Origin of the sequence: Paenibacillus sp. FSL P4-0113, from assembly GCF_038009305.1 — a bacterium.
Classification (GTDB): domain Bacteria; phylum Bacillota; class Bacilli; order Paenibacillales; family Paenibacillaceae; genus Paenibacillus; species Paenibacillus polymyxa_D.
On the sequence record NZ_JBBPAZ010000001.1, the window covers coordinates 3,670,315 to 3,686,414 of the forward strand.

The 16,100-nt window shown below is 46.3% G+C and carries 16 protein-coding genes; all 16 read left to right on the forward strand.

Annotation, left to right across the window (positions count from 1 at the left end):
- The first annotated feature begins 5 nt into the window (after positions 1–5).
- A complete protein-coding gene (locus MKX46_RS15805) occupies positions 6–950 on the forward strand; it encodes a peptidyl-prolyl cis-trans isomerase (protein ID WP_029514629.1) in 945 nt (314 codons plus the stop codon).
- 239 nt (positions 951–1,189) lie between these two features.
- Positions 1,190–2,128 carry a cysteine synthase A gene (gene cysK, locus MKX46_RS15810; protein ID WP_029514630.1) on the forward strand — a complete coding sequence of 313 codons (939 nt, stop codon included), beginning with the start codon at positions 1,190–1,192 and terminating at the stop codon, positions 2,126–2,128.
- A 126-nt stretch (positions 2,129–2,254) separates the two neighbouring features.
- Positions 2,255–3,877 (forward strand): anthranilate synthase component I family protein, encoded by a 1,623-nt coding sequence (locus MKX46_RS15815; RefSeq protein ID WP_029514631.1) that lies wholly within the window; start codon positions 2,255–2,257, stop codon positions 3,875–3,877.
- A gap of 5 nt (positions 3,878–3,882) precedes the next feature.
- Entirely contained in the window at positions 3,883–4,458 is a 576-nt protein-coding gene (gene pabA / locus MKX46_RS15820) for an aminodeoxychorismate/anthranilate synthase component II (RefSeq protein WP_341071453.1), read from the forward strand.
- A 3-nt stretch (positions 4,459–4,461) separates the two neighbouring features.
- Positions 4,462–5,358, forward strand: a complete 897-nt coding sequence (locus MKX46_RS15825) for an aminotransferase class IV (protein WP_029514633.1) — start codon at positions 4,462–4,464, stop codon at positions 5,356–5,358.
- A complete protein-coding gene (folP, locus tag MKX46_RS15830) occupies positions 5,355–6,221 on the forward strand; it encodes a dihydropteroate synthase (protein WP_165150714.1) in 867 nt (288 codons plus the stop codon). The genes MKX46_RS15825 and folP overlap by 4 nt, the downstream gene beginning before the upstream one ends.
- Before the next feature lie 449 nt (positions 6,222–6,670).
- The gene (gene folB, locus MKX46_RS15835) at positions 6,671–7,033 is read left to right on the forward strand and encodes a dihydroneopterin aldolase (protein WP_013368705.1); all 363 of its coding nucleotides are present in this window, start codon (positions 6,671–6,673) and stop codon (positions 7,031–7,033) included.
- 9 nt (positions 7,034–7,042) lie between these two features.
- Positions 7,043–7,591 carry a 2-amino-4-hydroxy-6-hydroxymethyldihydropteridine diphosphokinase gene (gene folK, locus MKX46_RS15840; RefSeq protein ID WP_029514636.1) on the forward strand — a complete coding sequence of 183 codons (549 nt, stop codon included), beginning with the start codon at positions 7,043–7,045 and terminating at the stop codon, positions 7,589–7,591.
- Positions 7,543–7,743, forward strand: coding sequence for a helix-turn-helix domain-containing protein (locus MKX46_RS15845; protein WP_185156379.1), 201 nt, complete (start codon positions 7,543–7,545; stop codon positions 7,741–7,743). The genes folK and MKX46_RS15845 overlap by 49 nt, the downstream gene beginning before the upstream one ends.
- A 44-nt stretch (positions 7,744–7,787) precedes the next feature.
- Positions 7,788–8,816 (forward strand): tRNA dihydrouridine synthase DusB, encoded by a 1,029-nt coding sequence (dusB, locus tag MKX46_RS15850; RefSeq protein ID WP_165150712.1) that lies wholly within the window; start codon positions 7,788–7,790, stop codon positions 8,814–8,816.
- 214 nt (positions 8,817–9,030) lie between these two features.
- Entirely contained in the window at positions 9,031–9,507 is a 477-nt protein-coding gene (greA, locus tag MKX46_RS15855) for a transcription elongation factor GreA (RefSeq protein WP_013308160.1), read from the forward strand.
- Positions 9,508–9,617: 110 nt separating this feature from the next.
- Complete coding sequence (gene lysS / locus MKX46_RS15860) at positions 9,618–11,144, forward strand: lysine--tRNA ligase (protein ID WP_341071454.1); 1,527 nt, start codon at positions 9,618–9,620, stop codon at positions 11,142–11,144.
- 85 nt (positions 11,145–11,229) lie between these two features.
- The gene (locus tag MKX46_RS15865) at positions 11,230–12,567 is read left to right on the forward strand and encodes a TrkH family potassium uptake protein (RefSeq protein ID WP_209950324.1); all 1,338 of its coding nucleotides are present in this window, start codon (positions 11,230–11,232) and stop codon (positions 12,565–12,567) included.
- A gap of 293 nt (positions 12,568–12,860) precedes the next feature.
- Positions 12,861–13,394, forward strand: coding sequence for a hypothetical protein (locus MKX46_RS15870; RefSeq protein ID WP_069011240.1), 534 nt, complete (start codon positions 12,861–12,863; stop codon positions 13,392–13,394).
- A gap of 461 nt (positions 13,395–13,855) precedes the next feature.
- Positions 13,856–14,626, forward strand: a complete 771-nt coding sequence (gene fabI, locus MKX46_RS15875) for an enoyl-ACP reductase FabI (protein ID WP_029514642.1) — start codon at positions 13,856–13,858, stop codon at positions 14,624–14,626.
- Positions 14,627–14,638: 12 nt separating this feature from the next.
- Positions 14,639–16,099 (forward strand): class I adenylate-forming enzyme family protein, encoded by a 1,461-nt coding sequence (locus MKX46_RS15880; RefSeq protein WP_340883970.1) that lies wholly within the window; start codon positions 14,639–14,641, stop codon positions 16,097–16,099.
- Position 16,100: the final 1 nt, after the last annotated feature.

Here is a 16,100-nt window from a genome sequence, read left to right on the forward strand (position 1 = left end):
AAGCGATGACTACACGGGAAAAGGGATTATGGACAGCTGTCATTATTCTGACCGTTAGCGTCGCCGCCTTGGGTGGTCTTATCATGCTTCGGGGGCTGTCAAAGCCGGGTGATGTAAGCAAGGATGACGGCGATCATACTGTGGCGGAGATGGGTCAGGAAGGCATATCGGAGGAACAGTGGGTAGCGGAACTGAAAAAGCGATATGGAACCAATACGCTGTTGCAAATGTTGAATCGTAAAGCCGTGCAGGCTGAAACCAAGCGTCTCGGTATCAAGATCACCCAAGAGGACTTACAGCAGGTGCTGGAGCAGGATAGTAAAGGGTATGAATCAGATCATACCTACTTTGATGAAATGCAGCGACAGTTTGGCTTAGATCCGGTTGACTTGCGGAATGAAGCGGAATACCGGATTGGTTTGGAGAAAATAGCTACGCAGGGTATTCAAGTTCGGGAAGCTGAGATTGACGAGTATTGGGAGCAGCATCCCGAGGAATTTGCCGTCGGTAAGCAGATCCAATTGGCAGCTCTTTATGTGGATAATGCGGAGGAGGCAGAAGCGCTGCTAGACCGGGTTAAGCAGGGGGAGAGCTTCGATGTGCTGATTCAAGAGCATTCACGTAAGCCTTTCGACAAAGATAGCAGTGGACAGCTGGGATGGGTGGATGAATATGATCCATTTCAACCGGAGGCGATTATGAAGGCGGCGAGAGAGCTAAGCTCTGGGGATGTTGCGGGTCCAATCTCTGTTAACGATGGCTATGCTGTCATTTATGTACAGGATGTCCGGTTGAAGAATTCTCCGGATAAGCAGCAGATCCGGCAGCAAATTCGTCGATCTCTTGCGCTTGCACAAGCCGCTCCTTTGGAAGAGGTTGAGAAGAGTCTGCGTGATAAGTATGGAGCGCGTATTTTATCTGAAAAGAATGCATCCTCCGCTTCTCTGTAACGTAGTGAAAGAATATTGGTTTGAAGGAAGCGCGATGCTGATAACGCGGGTTGACAGCATCGCAGCTTACTCACTTGTATTGACATTGGAATTGAAGATTGTTATGATTAGCGTATAAAACCCACTATTTTTATCGGAAATTAAATGAACGGTACAAAATTAAATTGATTGACTAAGAATGATCTACAATATGATTTCGCATTTTTTAATATATCATCTACAGTCAGGGAGGAATTATCATGGCTAAAGTTGTTAATAACATCACCGAACTTATCGGGGAAACCCCCCTTGTTCGCCTCAACCGGATCGTACCGGAAGATAGCGCCGAAATCTATTTGAAACTGGAATATCAGAACCCAGGCTCCAGTGTAAAAGACCGTATTGCGATTAGTATGGTAGAAGAAGCTGAACGTGAAGGTCTGCTTAAGCCAGGCGGTACCATTATTGAAGCAACTAGCGGTAACACAGGAATCGGCTTGGCTATGGTTGCTGCTGCGAAGGGCTATAAGGCAGTCATCGTTATGCCAGAAACGATGAGCATAGAGCGTCGTAATTTGTTGCGCGCTTATGGAGCCGAACTTGTGTTAACACCAGGATCAGAAGGCATGAACGGGTCCGTTAAGAAAATGGAAGAATTGCTGAGTGAAAATCCGGATTATTTTGCTGCTGAGCAGTTCAAGAACAAAGCTAATATCAAAATTCACCGTGAAACGACCGGTCCTGAGATTGTGGAAGCCATTCATTCCATTGGCGGAACTCTGGACGCTTTTATAGCGGGAATAGGTACTGGCGGAACCATTTCTGGAGCCGGTGAAGTGCTTAAGAAAGAATTCCCTGATATTAAAGTTGTGGCCGTAGAACCTGCCTCTTCCCCGCTGTTAGCAGGCGGTAAGCCAGGACCCCACAAGATCCAAGGGTTGGGTGCCAACTTTATTCCTGAAATTTTAAACCGTGATATCTATGATGAAATTATTCATGTAGAAAACGACGAAGCTTTCGAGGTAGCACGTAGAGTGGCCAAGGAAGAGGGCATTTTGTCCGGTATTTCATCTGGCGCGGCTGTCCATGCGGCTTTGAAACTTGCTAAGCAATTGGGCAAGGGTAAACGGATCGTTGTCATTATTCCAAGTAATGGAGAACGTTACCTGAGTACACCACTGTACAATTTCGAGCTGTAATTATGTCGTAATTGTGTATACTATACGTAAGGATTCCCTCATTTCCCTGTTGCAGGGGAGTGGGGGTTTCTTTTTAAGGAGAGAATGTAGACTTATTGAAAAGTTGGGAAGGGGAAGCACACACGGATGAAATCGACAGCTAGAGTGACGGAGGCGCAGTGGCAGGTTTGGCAGGAGGAAGGCTGGAGCATACTTCCCTATATCGCTGAGTACCCATTACCCGTGGGAGGGCTACCGTCATCGTGGCGGAAGGCTTGGGAGGATTCGTCGCCATATGCCTTTTTGCTGGAGAGCGCTAAAGGTGGGAGGTACACCTATCTGGCCTTAAATCCGGTTGCTGTATTGGAAGGCAAGGGAGAACATGCAGTTTGGACTGACTTGCAAAGTGGGAAGCATGGAGATATACATGGTCAACCTTTGAAAGTCATGAACAACTGGATCGCTCCTTACCGTGCACCGCGTGTACCTGGCATGCCCTTTTTCTCTGGAGGATTTGCGGGTTATCTTGGATACGATGTAGCTCGCTCGTTGGAGCGTTTGCCATCTCAAGCTGCAGACGATACGGGCATACCTGATTATGTATGGATGAGGGTGAATGAGTTATGGATTTATGATCACGAAAAATCCTGCATATATTGTGCTGTTCATATGCCCAATCCTGCCCGCTCCGGTGAATTCAGTAGCCAGACTGATTTGGCTAATGAGCTTATGGTGGATGAGACCATATCGATACTTGGCAAACTTTATGCCGAAGCGGTCCAACGTGCAGAACGCATGCTGACTCAGTGGAAGAACATCATACATGCGGGAGAGACTGATCCAGCTCATCCTCGCCGTTGTGCTCGGCTGTCCGAAAAAGGATTAGAGGCTGCTCATCAAGAATCTGAAGGTTGGACAGCGGCATTCAGCCAACAAGATTTTGAACAGGCCGTAAGACGTGTGCAGGAATATATTGCCCAAGGGGATGTATTCCAGGTTAACTTGTCGATTCGTCAGCAACGTACGCTTGCAGCCCTTCCTGAGAATATATATGAATGGCTTCGTCTGCTGAATCCATCCCCTTATATGGGTATGCTGCGTATGCCGGATTTACGGATCGTCAGTGGATCGCCAGAATTGTTGGTGAAGCTGGAGGATGGACGTGTGAGCGCCCGACCTATTGCAGGTACGAGAAGAAGGGGGCTAACACCGGATGAAGATGCCACTATGGCAGCAGAGCTTCTATCAAGCGAAAAAGAACGCGCCGAGCATATTATGCTCGTCGATCTGGAGCGTAACGATATCGGACGGATTGCCGAATACGGATCGGTGCATGTACCTGAACTGCTGACTGTCGAGTATTATTCGCACGTTATGCATTTGGTTTCTCAGGTGGAGGGGAAGTTAGCCTCAGGTCGTACAGCTATAGATGTAATTGCGGCTACTTTTCCAGGCGGAACCATTACCGGGGCACCCAAGGTGCGCACGATGGAAATCATCGAAGAATTAGAGCCTGTCCGGCGGGGGCCTTATACTGGGTCCCTTGGATGGATTGACTATAACGGTAATATGGAATTAAATATTATAATAAGAACACTAGCTGTTAAAGGCAGCACTGCCTATTTACAGACAGGTGCGGGGATCGTCATTGATTCAGACCCGTACAGGGAATATCGGGAATGTCGGAACAAGGCCAAAGCTGTCATGAAGGCGGTACAATGTGGTGAAGAAGAAGCCGCTTTGAGCAGAAGCGGTATCACAGGAGGGTGAGTCGTATGATTTTGGTGATTGATAATTATGATTCGTTTACGTACAATCTTGTTCAGTATTTGGGTGAACTTGGCGAAGAAGTAATCGTAAAACGGAACGATGAGATTGATGTGAAAGGCATAGAAGAGCTGGCACCAGAGCATATTTTGATCTCGCCGGGTCCATGCACGCCGAATGAGGCGGGGATATCACTGGATGTGATCAGCCATTTTAAAGGTCGCATTCCGATTTTTGGCGTTTGCCTCGGCCATCAGGCCATCGGACAGGCTTTTGGCGGTAAGGTTATCCGGGCTGAACGACTCATGCACGGTAAAACCTCACCGATTCTTCATCACAATACGTCAGTATTTGAAGGCTTGCCTTCTCCGTTCACAGCAACCCGGTATCACTCATTGCTGGTAGAGCGCGAGAGTCTACCTGAGTGTCTAGAGATTACCGCTGAAACCGCAGAAGGGGAAATTATGGGTTTGCGGCATAAAGAATTTGCCGTAGAAGGAGCTCAGTTCCATCCAGAATCCATTATTACGGATTACGGGCATCAGCTGTTACGCAATTTCCTAAAACGCAAGGTAGGCGTTTGATTCATGAAATATATCGGAGTCAACGGCGTCCTCACGGAAGCCGCAAAAGCCGTGGTTCACGTAAGTGATCACGGCTTTTTATACGGAATGGGCTTGTTTGAAACATTCCGCACCTACAAGGGCGCCCCATTCTTGCTGGATCGGCATCTGCATCGACTACAGGAAGGCTGCCGAATGCTCGGCATTCCTTTTCAACCTGATGAGGAGCAGCTTACGAAACACATCCAGCATCTGATGGTGGCAAATGGGTTGGATGAAGCCTACATCCGCTACACTGTATCAGCGGGTGAAGAGGTGCTAGGATTGCCGACGGGTGACTATACGCGTCCCAACCATATTTTGTTTGCCAAGCCGTTGCCCTCTACCAATACACAAATTGGGCAATCGACTTCCCCATCGGCGCTTCAGTTGTTGCGAATCCCCAGAAACACTCCAGAGGGTGAGGTTCGCTTGAAGTCGCTCCATTATATGAATAATATTCTTGCGAAACGGGAACTTCAGCAGTATGCCGAAGCTGTCCGTTATAAGGCTGAAGGAATGATGCTTACGGCCAATGGTTTCCTGGCAGAGGGAATGGTCAGCAATCTGTTCTTTGTGCGGAATAATACGCTGTATACACCTGACTTGTCTACAGGGATTCTGCCAGGCATTACGCGTGAATTCATTTTGGAGCTGGCGCATCTGCGAGACATTCCTTGTGAGCAGGGCCTGTACCGCTGGGACGAGTTGAAACAGGCTGATGAAATTTTTATGACCAACTCTATACAAGAAATACGGCCCGTGGATTTGTTGTTGGAGCCGGGAGGAACAACGAATCATTTTTCGGTTCCCTTGACGCAGCCCAGGTCCATAACAGCTTTGCTGTTGCACGATTATAGACAGAAAGCAGGGATCAAGTGAACATACCGACCCTTTATCAACGTAGTTACCGAATGGGGGATGCCGAGCTTACACTCGGACATTCCACACAGATCATGGGTATACTGAATGTGACCCCGGATTCATTTTCCGATGGAGGATTACATTATAACCCGGAGATTGCTGTTTTACATGCATTGAAGCTGGTGGAAGATGGAGCCGATATCATTGACATTGGCGGGGAGTCTACCCGTCCCGGTCATGATCCAGTAGGTGTGGAAGAGGAGCTGGCTCGGGTCATTCCGGTCGTTCAGGCCATCCATCGTATCGCACCGCACATTCCATTATCTGTAGATACTTACAAAGCTGAAGTAGCCAGAAAGGCACTCGAAGCTGGCGCACATATCATTAATGATGTGTGGGGGTTTAAGGCAGACCCTGATATGGCACGTGTAGCTTCGGAATTCGATTGCCCGGTCATTTTGATGCATAATCGTCATGACCGTAACTATAGTGATTTAGTTTCTGATATGCTGTCCGATTTAAAAGAGAGTATCCGATTAGCGCTGGATGCGGGGGTACGTGAGGAACAGATCATTTTAGACCCAGGTATCGGTTTTGCCAAGGATTACGATGAAAATATTCATGCCATGACTTCTCTCGATAGATTGGGTCAGCTGGGCTTTCCGCTGTTATTGGCTACGTCGCGCAAAAGATTTATTCGTACAGCACTGGATTTGCCTGTGAATGATGTGGTGGAGGGCACGGCGGCTACTGTTGCTTTTGGCATTGCTCAAGGGTGCCAGATTGTGCGTGTACACGATGTGGCGCAAATCAAGCGCACCGTACGTATGTGTGATGCGATGGTGTACGGGTCTAAAAATGCACTGAGTTATGGTGGTTAGGAGACGCTTCATGAATGATTTGATCCTGTGATCGCTGTTGCAACGGGATTCTTTTGAATTGGTAAAACATATGACTGTAGGAATCCCGTTGAGTATATGCTTACGATGTAGCTTTTCCTTGAAAAGCTTTGGAGGCGAGCGCTACGCTTCTCCGGATTCAAATCCTTCATTCCGCTACAACGCACCATAAAGTCACTGTATTTTTTAGAGAGAAATTAATGTAAGAAGAACGGAAAAAATAGTAGAACGAAAACGAAGTGGACGGAATGGTGCTGTACAAGCGAAGCGGTCGCCTTTGTGCCAGGATTCCAACCATTTTATCCTAATATAAGGAAATCTGGGCACAACAGCGATGGGAAGTACCATCCGACCGCGTAGTGGTGCCGCGTGTACACCTTTAGTTGAGCTTATTTAGAAAAATCTAATAAATAACAGGGGGCCTACCCACAATGGATAAAATGAAATTGCATCGTATGGAGTATTACGGATATCATGGCGTTTTTCCAGAGGAACGTAAGCTGGGACAACGTTACTATATTGATTTGGAACTGGAGCTTGATCTGCGTGAAGCGGGTGAGCAGGATGCTTTGGACAAAACGGTTAATTACGCCGAGGTGCATTACACCGTTAAAGATATTGTAGAAAAGGAGTCTTACCAATTGATTGAAGCTTTGGGCGAACGTATTGCATCTTCCCTACTGGACACTTATACTAGTGTCAATGCACTGACTGTCAAAGTCACGAAGCCGCATCCGCCATTTGATATTCATTTTCAAGGCGTGACGGTTGAGCTTTATCGCGCAAGAAAGTAGGAACGATACATGAATGCACATTCGACCTCTGAGGCATCAGAGGCTTATATTGCTTTAGGGGCTAATTTGGGGGAGCGCGAGCATACCCTGTATGAAGCCATTACGGCGCTGGACGAACATCCGGGTATCCGGGTAATACGGTGCTCCAGCCTGTACGAAACAGAGCCTGTTGGGTATCTGGATCAACCTTCTTTTTTGAACATGACGGTAGCCCTATCTACAACACTTGCTCCAGAGGAGCTTCTGGTATATATGCTGGAGGTGGAGAGTCGTCTGGGGAGAGTAAGACATATTCCTAATGGTCCACGAACCATTGATCTGGACTTGTTATGGATGGGAGCGGCACAACTGGCTACACCGGATTTGGAGCTTCCTCACCCTCGCATGTTGGAGCGTGCTTTTGTACTGGTTCCCTTGGCTGACATCGTTCCGAACCAAGATCCGTCCGGTCTGTACAGTATCGTGCATACTGCATTGAATTCTGTGGATGGAAAGGACGGCATACAGCTTTGGAAAACATGCAGCTGGCGCAACGACTCCGCGCCTTTCGGAAACTAAAAGGGTTCACACAGCAGGAGTTGGCAGAGCGTACCGGTATATCTTTGACTGTATTAGGTGCTGTGGAGCGAGGCAATCGTACAATAGACTTAGACATGCTGAACATTATCGCCCAAACGCTAGAAATTGAAGTCCGGGAACTGACGGAATGACGATAAATAATGATACAAAAGAAAGAATAAAGGGGTGAACAGATATGTTGAAAATCGGCGGTATTGAAATGAAAAACCAAGTCGTTCTGGCTCCGATGGCAGGCGTGTGCAACCCTGCTTTTCGCCTGATCGCCAAGGAATTCGGTACAGGCTTGGTATGTGCAGAGATGGTTAGTGATAAGGCGATCATTCACGGCAACAAGCGTACACGTGAGATGCTGTTTGTAGATGAGCGCGAGAAGCCGCTTAGCTTGCAAATTTTCGGAGGCGACCGTGAAACTCTGGTGGAAGCAGCGAAGGTCGTAGATCAGGAAACGAATGCAGATATTATTGATATCAATATGGGTTGCCCGGTTCCCAAAGTGACCAAATGTGATGCAGGTGCTCGTTGGCTGCTCGATCCAAACAAGATTTATGAAATGGTATCGGCGGTAGTGGAATCAGTAAACAAGCCGGTTACTGTGAAAATGCGTATTGGTTGGGATAGTGAGCATATTTATGCCGTAGAGAACGCTCGCGCTGTTGAACGTGCCGGAGGACAGGCCGTTAGCGTACATGGCCGTACACGGGAGCAACTGTATACGGGACTTGCGAATTGGGATATTATAAAAGAAGTTAAAGAAGCAGTTTCCATTCCTGTAATTGGAAATGGCGATGTGGCATCACCGGAAGATGCTCGCCGTATGCTGGATTTGACCAATTGTGATGGCGTTATGATCGGACGCGGTGCTCTGGGGAATCCGTGGATGCTCTATCGTACGATTGAGTACTTGCAAACAGGTGAGCTGTTGCCCGATCCTGCACCGGAAGAAAAAATTCGTATTGCCATTCTGCATATGGATCGTCTGGTTGCTTTGAAGGGTGAAGCAGTAGCTGTTCGTGAAATGCGCAAGCATCTGGCTTGGTACCTCAAGGGGCTTAAAGGTTCAGCACGTATTAAGGATGTCATTATGGAAGAAACAAAGCGCGACGATATGGTACGTATTTTGGATCAATTTGTATCTCAATTGCACATGGTAGAAAACGATGAGCCTTTTACAAGTGCTGCATCTCCTGCTGCTGTTGCGCAATAAGGAAGCTGTTCCTGCCTGTGCGTGCGATTGACTTTTCCAATTGCTTGCCCTATAATCGTTCAGTATAAAATCTTGATGTATGCTACAAATTGTGTGCAGCTCTCAAGACAACAGCAGGAAATGTTCTCATTCCCTCAGAGTGGCATATTATGTTTTGAAAGCGTGCATTCCGATGCACTTTTAAACTTTTCCCATGACAGGAGAATCGGTTAAGATGAGCGATAAAGAAGTCATTCTGACACAGGAAGGTCTTAGAAAGCTCGAAGATGAGCTTGAGAACTTAAAGTCTGTCAAACGCCGCGAAGTGGCTGAACGGATTAAGGTAGCCATCGGATACGGAGATATTAGTGAAAACTCCGAATATGAGGATGCGAAGAATGAGCAGGCCTTTATTGAAGGCCGTGTAATTACGTTGGAAAAGATGCTACGCAATGCCCGCATTATCAATAGTGATGAAATTGACACCGATGTTGTGGGAGTAGGCGCAACTGTGACTGTTGAAGATTTGGAATTCGGAGATATTACAGAGTATGCTATCGTAGGTTCTGCCGAATCCGACCCGCTACAGAACAAGATTTCGAATGAAAGTCCGGTTGGCAAGGCAATTCTCGGTAAGAAAAAGGGAACTGTTGTGGATGTCACCGTTCCAGCAGGCGTTATTCAATATAAAATCGTGGATATCAAGAAATAAGACACGGACTTTGGAATTTAATGTAAAAGCTTCCTTGTGGAAGCTTTTTTTCTCTACACCCGGACGGACCCCGGCCCGTCTATTCATATTGAAGGAGCTGATTTAGCACCATGTCGGATGAAACTACTAACCAGGAAACACAAGAAAACCGCGAGGAATTAAGTGAATTATTGCAAATTCGTCGTGCCAAATTGGACGAGCTTCGCTCATTGGGCATTGATCCTTTTGGACGCAAATACATACGCACAGCTGAAGCGGGCGTACTACTGAGCAAGTATGACAGTTTGACTAAGGAAGAACTGGAAGAAAAGAATATTGAAGTTAGCATAGCAGGCCGTATTATGGCTAAACGTGTTATGGGAAAAGCCAGCTTTGCTCATATACAGGATCTTAGCGGACGTATTCAAATTTATGTTCGTCAAGATACGGTTCCTGAATCCAAATATAAAGCATTTGGTATTTTGGATCTGGGCGATATTGTTGGTGTTAAGGGTGTGCTCTTTAAGACCAAAACAGGCGAAACGACAATCAAAGTGCTGGATATTGAGGTCTTGTCCAAATCCTTGTATCCATTACCAGAGAAATATCATGGTCTGAAGGATGTTGAATTGCGTTACCGTCAGCGCTATGTCGATCTGGTTATGAACCCTGAAGTACAAAAAACGTTCATTACACGGTCCCGTATTATTCAATCCATGCGTCGTTATCTCGATTCGCTCGGCTATTTGGAAGTTGAAACCCCAACATTACATTCCATTGCTGGCGGAGCGGCAGCGAAGCCATTTGTTACGCACCATAATGCATTGGACATGCAGCTTTATATGCGTATTGCTATTGAACTCCATTTGAAACGACTAATTGTCGGCGGAATGGAGAAAGTATATGAGATCGGTCGTGTTTACCGTAATGAAGGTATTTCGACCCGCCATAACCCTGAGTTTACGATGATTGAGCTGTATGAAGCGTATGCTGATTATAAAGATATCATGCAATTGACGGAAAACATGGTTGCACATATTGCGCAAGAAGTACTGGGCACACAGCACATTCAATATCAAGGCCAGGAAGTGGATCTGACGCCGCAATGGCGCAGAGTCTCCATGGTTGATGCTGTTAAAGAAGTAACAGGCGTAGACTTTAGCGTGCAGATGAGTAATGAAGAAGCTCATCGCCTTGCGAAAGAGCATAAAGTTCCGGTTGAACCGCACATGACCTTTGGCCATATCCTGAATGCATTCTTTGAGCAGTTCGTAGAAGAAACGCTCATTCAGCCAACCTTTATTACGGGACATCCGGTTGAAATCTCGCCGTTGGCCAAGAAAAACGAACAAGATCCGCGGTTTACGGATCGCTTTGAGCTGTTCGTGGTCGCTCGTGAGCATGCGAATGCGTTCACTGAGCTGAATGATCCAATCGACCAGCGCCAACGTTTTGAAGCTCAATTGCTGGAACGTGAGCACGGTAACGATGAGGCTCATGAAATGGATGATGACTTTATCCGCGCCTTGGAATACGGTATGCCGCCAACAGGCGGATTGGGCATCGGCGTCGATCGTTTGGTCATGTTGCTGACAGATGCGCCTTCCATTCGCGATGTGCTGCTTTTCCCGCATATGCGTAACCGTACAGTAGAATAACATAACATTATGAATATAGAGGATCAGCCGGGTTTCCCGTGTCTTGTTCCTCTTTTTCATAAGAACGGATGGAGAGAATACTCTAATGAAACGCAGCGTCAAGCTTAGTCGGTTCGCATCGCCTCCTTTTATATTGGTCATTGGATATTTATTGATTATTGCATTGGGTACTTTGCTACTGATGCTTCCTGTTGCCAATCATAGTGGTCATGCTCCGCATTGGATTGATTCGCTTTTTACGTCCGTCTCAGCCGCTTGTGTCACAGGACTGGTCGTCGTTGACGTCGATTCAACGTATACGATGTTTGGCGAAACCGTCATTTTGGTGCTGATGCAGCTAGGCGGGCTGGGGTTTATGACCTTAGCGACCTTGTTTGCGCTGTTATTGGGGCGGCGATTATCGCTGAAGGATCGGTTGCTGCTTAAGGAGGCTATTAATGCCGATAGCATGGAAGGGATCGTGCGTATTATTCGCAAGGTGCTGATCTTTTCTTTTACCATTGAGGCGATAGCTGCCGTTGTCTTGGCTTTGCGGTGGATGCGAGAGATGCCTGTCGGACAAGCGATCTATTATGGAATATTCCATTCCGTATCCCTCTTTAATAACGGGGGATTCGATCTGTTCGGGACTAGCTTCCAACAGTACGCTGGAGATTTTGTTTTCAATATGATTGCATCTGTGCTCGTTATATCAGGAGGCTTGGGTTTCCTTGTACTTAGCGATTTGTTCGATTTTCGCCGTACCCGGAGACTATCTCTACACTCCAAAATGGTGCTAAGCGTGTCGGGAGCGCTCATTGTGATTGGTGCGCTGGTTTTATTTATTTTTGAGTTTACCAATGCACGAACCTTGGGTGCGCTGAACTGGGAAGGCAAAGTATATGGAGCTGTCTTTCAATCGGTCTCCACGAGATCATCAGGTACGAGCACAGTCGATATCAGCGGGTTAAGGCAGGCAAGTCAGTTTTTTATTATGTTGCTGATGATTATCGGTGCTTCTCCGGGCTCCACGGGAGGAGGAATCAAAACGACTACGTTTCTGCTTATGGTAGGTGCGCTAATCGCCGTCATGCGAGGACAGAAGGAAATTGTATTTTTCCGTCATAGGGTCCCCAAAGATATCATGATGCGGGCGCTGACCATTATTGTACTAGCCCTATTTATATTCTCGATTGTGGTTATACTGCTCTTAATGACAGAGGATGCCCCATTTCTCTCCCTGGCATTTGAGGCTGCTTCCGCAATTGGAACGGTAGGGTTGTCCGTAGGAGTGACGCCAGGGTTGTCTGACGCAGGCAAGCTGATTATTTGTGTGACTATGTTTATTGGTCGAATTGGTCCTCTTACGATTGCCTATGCCATTCGTCCACGCTCAACCAAGACATTGTACCGTCGTCCCGAAGGGCATATTGTAATTGGATAGTGTATCGGTGAAAAAAGATGTACCCGTGCTGATTAGCATAGGTACATCTTTTTTCATTTCAGATCATCATAATTCTTTATGGGTAGCATATCATGAAAAATGCCCATTTTGAGAACAAGACGAAATAGTTTGAACAGATACTGTTTTTTGCAGAAAAAACGGCTATTTGTTTCCTTTTATGTAATTATAGACAAAATACTAGGAATATTATGTATAATATTGTATGATAGTGGGCATGAAAGGGGGATAGTTGAGGTGAATACCAATTTCTAATTTGAAAGGAATCATCTATTATGTATTTATTTATTATTAGTGCCGAAGTTTTATTTTGGGTTTTTGTTGTTGCAGGCTTGATCGCAAGGTATATGTTTGGCTTGAAGAAGTTAGGCGGCCTTCTTTTACTATTTACCCCCATTATTGATATCCTGCTACTAATTGCGGTGTTTATCACGGTGAAAAGTGGCATGGAGATTACGACTGCTACTGGCTTGGCGGCCTGTTATTTTGGTATTACAGTAGCATTTGGTCATAGGTTAATTAAGTGGGCGGATGTACGGTTCTCCCATTGGTTTGGTAAGGGACCCAAGCCTGAACGCAAGTATGGTGCTGCTCATGCAAAAGAGGAACGGATAGGTTGGTTGCTTCACCTTTTGGGTTGGGCTATAGGTAATGCTTTGTTGCTCGCCATCATTGTGTATGTTGATGATCCTCAGCGTACGGTGTCTTTGGAGGGCATTATGCAAACATGGGCGATCGTTCTGGTAATCGACTTTGTTGTCTCCTTTAGCTATACTTTAGCTCCCAAAAAACAAAAGCGTAGTCTATAAAGGTTAAGGTTTTACACTTAGATGATATCTGGCTGGTCACTCAGGATGTTCAAATCGGGAGAGTCATTGTTGGTGAAAATGAAGTGGTTACTTCCGGTAGTGGGGTGAGTCTGTCATTGGAATGTAAATATTTACAAAAATATGCGGATTTTATGTTTAACTTGCTTTGACAGTCACCTTATTTTCGCCTCGCTACCTTTTTTCACACACATGTATCCCTTTCGATTTGAACACAGACCAACAGAAGCAACACAATTATTTTTTGTGAGATGACAGACAGCATACATGATGTGTTATACAAATTTTAAAATAAATTTTGTGATTTGCCTAAAACGTCGCCTATCTAAGTTTGGCAATTAACGCGATAATATTCCAGGAAAGATTACATATGTCTATAAATGTAGACATACTCAATTAAGTTGTTATTTTGTTTAAAAATGTAAAAAAGAAAGGTGGTTTCTGTGGCAGTACTACTGAGCGGTAAGAACATTTTGATTATGGGCGTGGCTAATAACAGGAGTATTGCTTGGGGGACAGCTCAATCTTTAGCTGCTGAAGGGGCACAACTCATTTTTACTTACGAAAATGAGAGGGTTGCAGAGCGGGTACTAAAGCTTGCTGAAACCATTCCGGGAGCACTGGTCTGTCCTTGCGATGTACAAAGCAATGAAGAGCTTGATGCATTGGCGGATTTTCTAAAAGAAAAAGTAGGCGTGTTGCATGGTTATTTTCACAGTGTCGCCTATGCTAAGGCTGAGGATTTGGATGGCTTGTTCGTTGACACTTCTCGCGAGGGATTCGCCGTTGCACAAGAAATCAGCGCCTATTCCTTGGCTGCTGTATCCCGTCGAGTGTACCCACTGATGACAGAGGGTGGGAGTATCGTCACCATGACGTATATTGGCGCAGAACGAGCGATCAAAAATTACAATGTTATGGGTGTGGCGAAGGCTTCACTGGAAGCCAGCATGCGTTATCTGTCGAATGATCTGGGCACATATGGCATTCGTGTAAATGCGATTTCCGCTGGTCCGATACGGACTTTGGCTGCCTATGGCATTAAGGATTTTAACACAATGCTCAAACATATTGAAGAAACTACGCCCCTACGCAAGACGGTTGATACGTCTGAAGTCGGAGATACGGCGTTATTCCTATTTTCCCATTTATCGAGAGGCATTACGGGTGAAGTTATCCATGTAGATGCTGGATACCATATTACGGGGATGTAAGGAGGGAACGTTGTGCTTATTACGCATACGGATTGCCGGATTATCTCACCTGAAGGAATTATGACCAGGGAGCGTCTGGAGCGAGACGTTACGATCTTCTCCCGGATGTTGACTCTCAGAGGCATTCCCGAAGACGGTAGAGTGATTCTGAAAGCGGCCAATTCTTATTGGTTTGTTGTGTCTCTGTTCTCCCTGTGCAATATCGCTGTTTCGGTGACTGTGGTGGACGAGCAGACTGTGCTCGATGAGGTGGCCCAAATTTATGATGAAGCAGGTGCCTGTTGTATCCTTACGGATTCCGATTTAGAACTTCCTCATGCTCTCGTTATTCTGATTCAAGATTTGATTCAAGAAGAAACAGCACATCCGGATTGGGTGGGAGAGCCAAAGCTCGAAGCCCTCGACTTTAACAAGTGGTGCGAGAGGCCAGATGCGCTCATTCTGTATTCTTCAGGTACGACGGGAAAACCCAAGGGAATCGTGAAAGCTGGTTCAGCTTTTATGGAGAATATCAGGCATTCCATACACGCCATGAACTACCTACCGTCTGACCATATGCTCCCCGTTGTGCCATTCTCTCATTTTTATGGAATCTCACTTATCTTCTCCTGGTGGTTAACCTCATGTTCTCTCATCATCTGCAATCCAAAAAACCTCTGGAGCGTCATTGCAAGTATTACGAAAGACCGGGCGACGGTCGTAGATGCTAACCCCTCTGCTTTTTACACCTTGTTGCGTATGCTAAACCGAAAACCCGAACAACTGGAAATGGTCAAGGAAGCCCCGGTGCGCATGTGGTGCGTAGGCGGTTCTCCACTTACCCAAGACCTTGAAGAGAAATTTAACAACATATTTGGACAGCCCCTGCTGAATGGTTACGGTCTTTCTGAACTGGGCAACGTTACGCTGGGGACGCTAGAGTGTCCGAAGGGTTGTGGACTACCATTACCTGGTGTGGATTTGAAAATACTAGATTCTACAGGCAAACAGCAGACGGACGGTGTCGTAGGCGAAGTGTGGATACGCAGTGCTGGATGCATGGAAGGTTATCTGAATCGTCCAGACCTGACGCAATCCGTTCTACAGGACGGTTGGTTCAAGACGGGGGATCTGGGCTATCTGGATGACGGAATGCTGTATGTCATTGGACGCAGCGGCAAGACGGTCAACCGGATGGGCTATATGGTATCTCCGGTCTATATTGAGGACCGGATTGGTTCGTTAGGTTACCGATCCTGCGTGATCACCTTGGAGGATGAGGCTAAAGGGACATTACTTGTTGCCTTCATCGAAGGCGAATCCTTGCAAGCCTTGTCTGTACTCCGCAAAGAAATAAATCGTGTGCTCCCTTCATACATGTTTCCCGATCTTTTGCTTCCGCTTGACCACTTTCCTTTAAATCGCAATGGAAAAGTGGATCGTTTGGAGATGGAGCGTATTGCCCTGGGAAAAGTTGCTTCTCGCAAGGTATAGC

Coding starts and splice junctions, on each gene's coding strand:
- pabA (WP_341071453.1), top strand. CDS start 3,883: ATGATTTTGGTGATTGATAATTATGATTCGTTTACGTACAATCTTGTT.
- greA (WP_013308160.1), top strand. CDS start 9,031: ATGAGCGATAAAGAAGTCATTCTGACACAGGAAGGTCTTAGAAAGCTC.
- MKX46_RS15815 (WP_029514631.1), top strand. CDS start 2,255: ATGAAATCGACAGCTAGAGTGACGGAGGCGCAGTGGCAGGTTTGGCAG.
- dusB (WP_165150712.1), top strand. CDS start 7,788: ATGTTGAAAATCGGCGGTATTGAAATGAAAAACCAAGTCGTTCTGGCT.
- lysS (WP_341071454.1), top strand. CDS start 9,618: ATGTCGGATGAAACTACTAACCAGGAAACACAAGAAAACCGCGAGGAA.
- folB (WP_013368705.1), top strand. CDS start 6,671: ATGGATAAAATGAAATTGCATCGTATGGAGTATTACGGATATCATGGC.
- MKX46_RS15805 (WP_029514629.1), top strand. CDS start 6: ATGACTACACGGGAAAAGGGATTATGGACAGCTGTCATTATTCTGACC.
- folK (WP_029514636.1), top strand. CDS start 7,043: ATGAATGCACATTCGACCTCTGAGGCATCAGAGGCTTATATTGCTTTA.
- MKX46_RS15825 (WP_029514633.1), top strand. CDS start 4,462: ATGAAATATATCGGAGTCAACGGCGTCCTCACGGAAGCCGCAAAAGCC.
- MKX46_RS15865 (WP_209950324.1), top strand. CDS start 11,230: ATGAAACGCAGCGTCAAGCTTAGTCGGTTCGCATCGCCTCCTTTTATA.
- MKX46_RS15870 (WP_069011240.1), top strand. CDS start 12,861: ATGTATTTATTTATTATTAGTGCCGAAGTTTTATTTTGGGTTTTTGTT.
- cysK (WP_029514630.1), top strand. CDS start 1,190: ATGGCTAAAGTTGTTAATAACATCACCGAACTTATCGGGGAAACCCCC.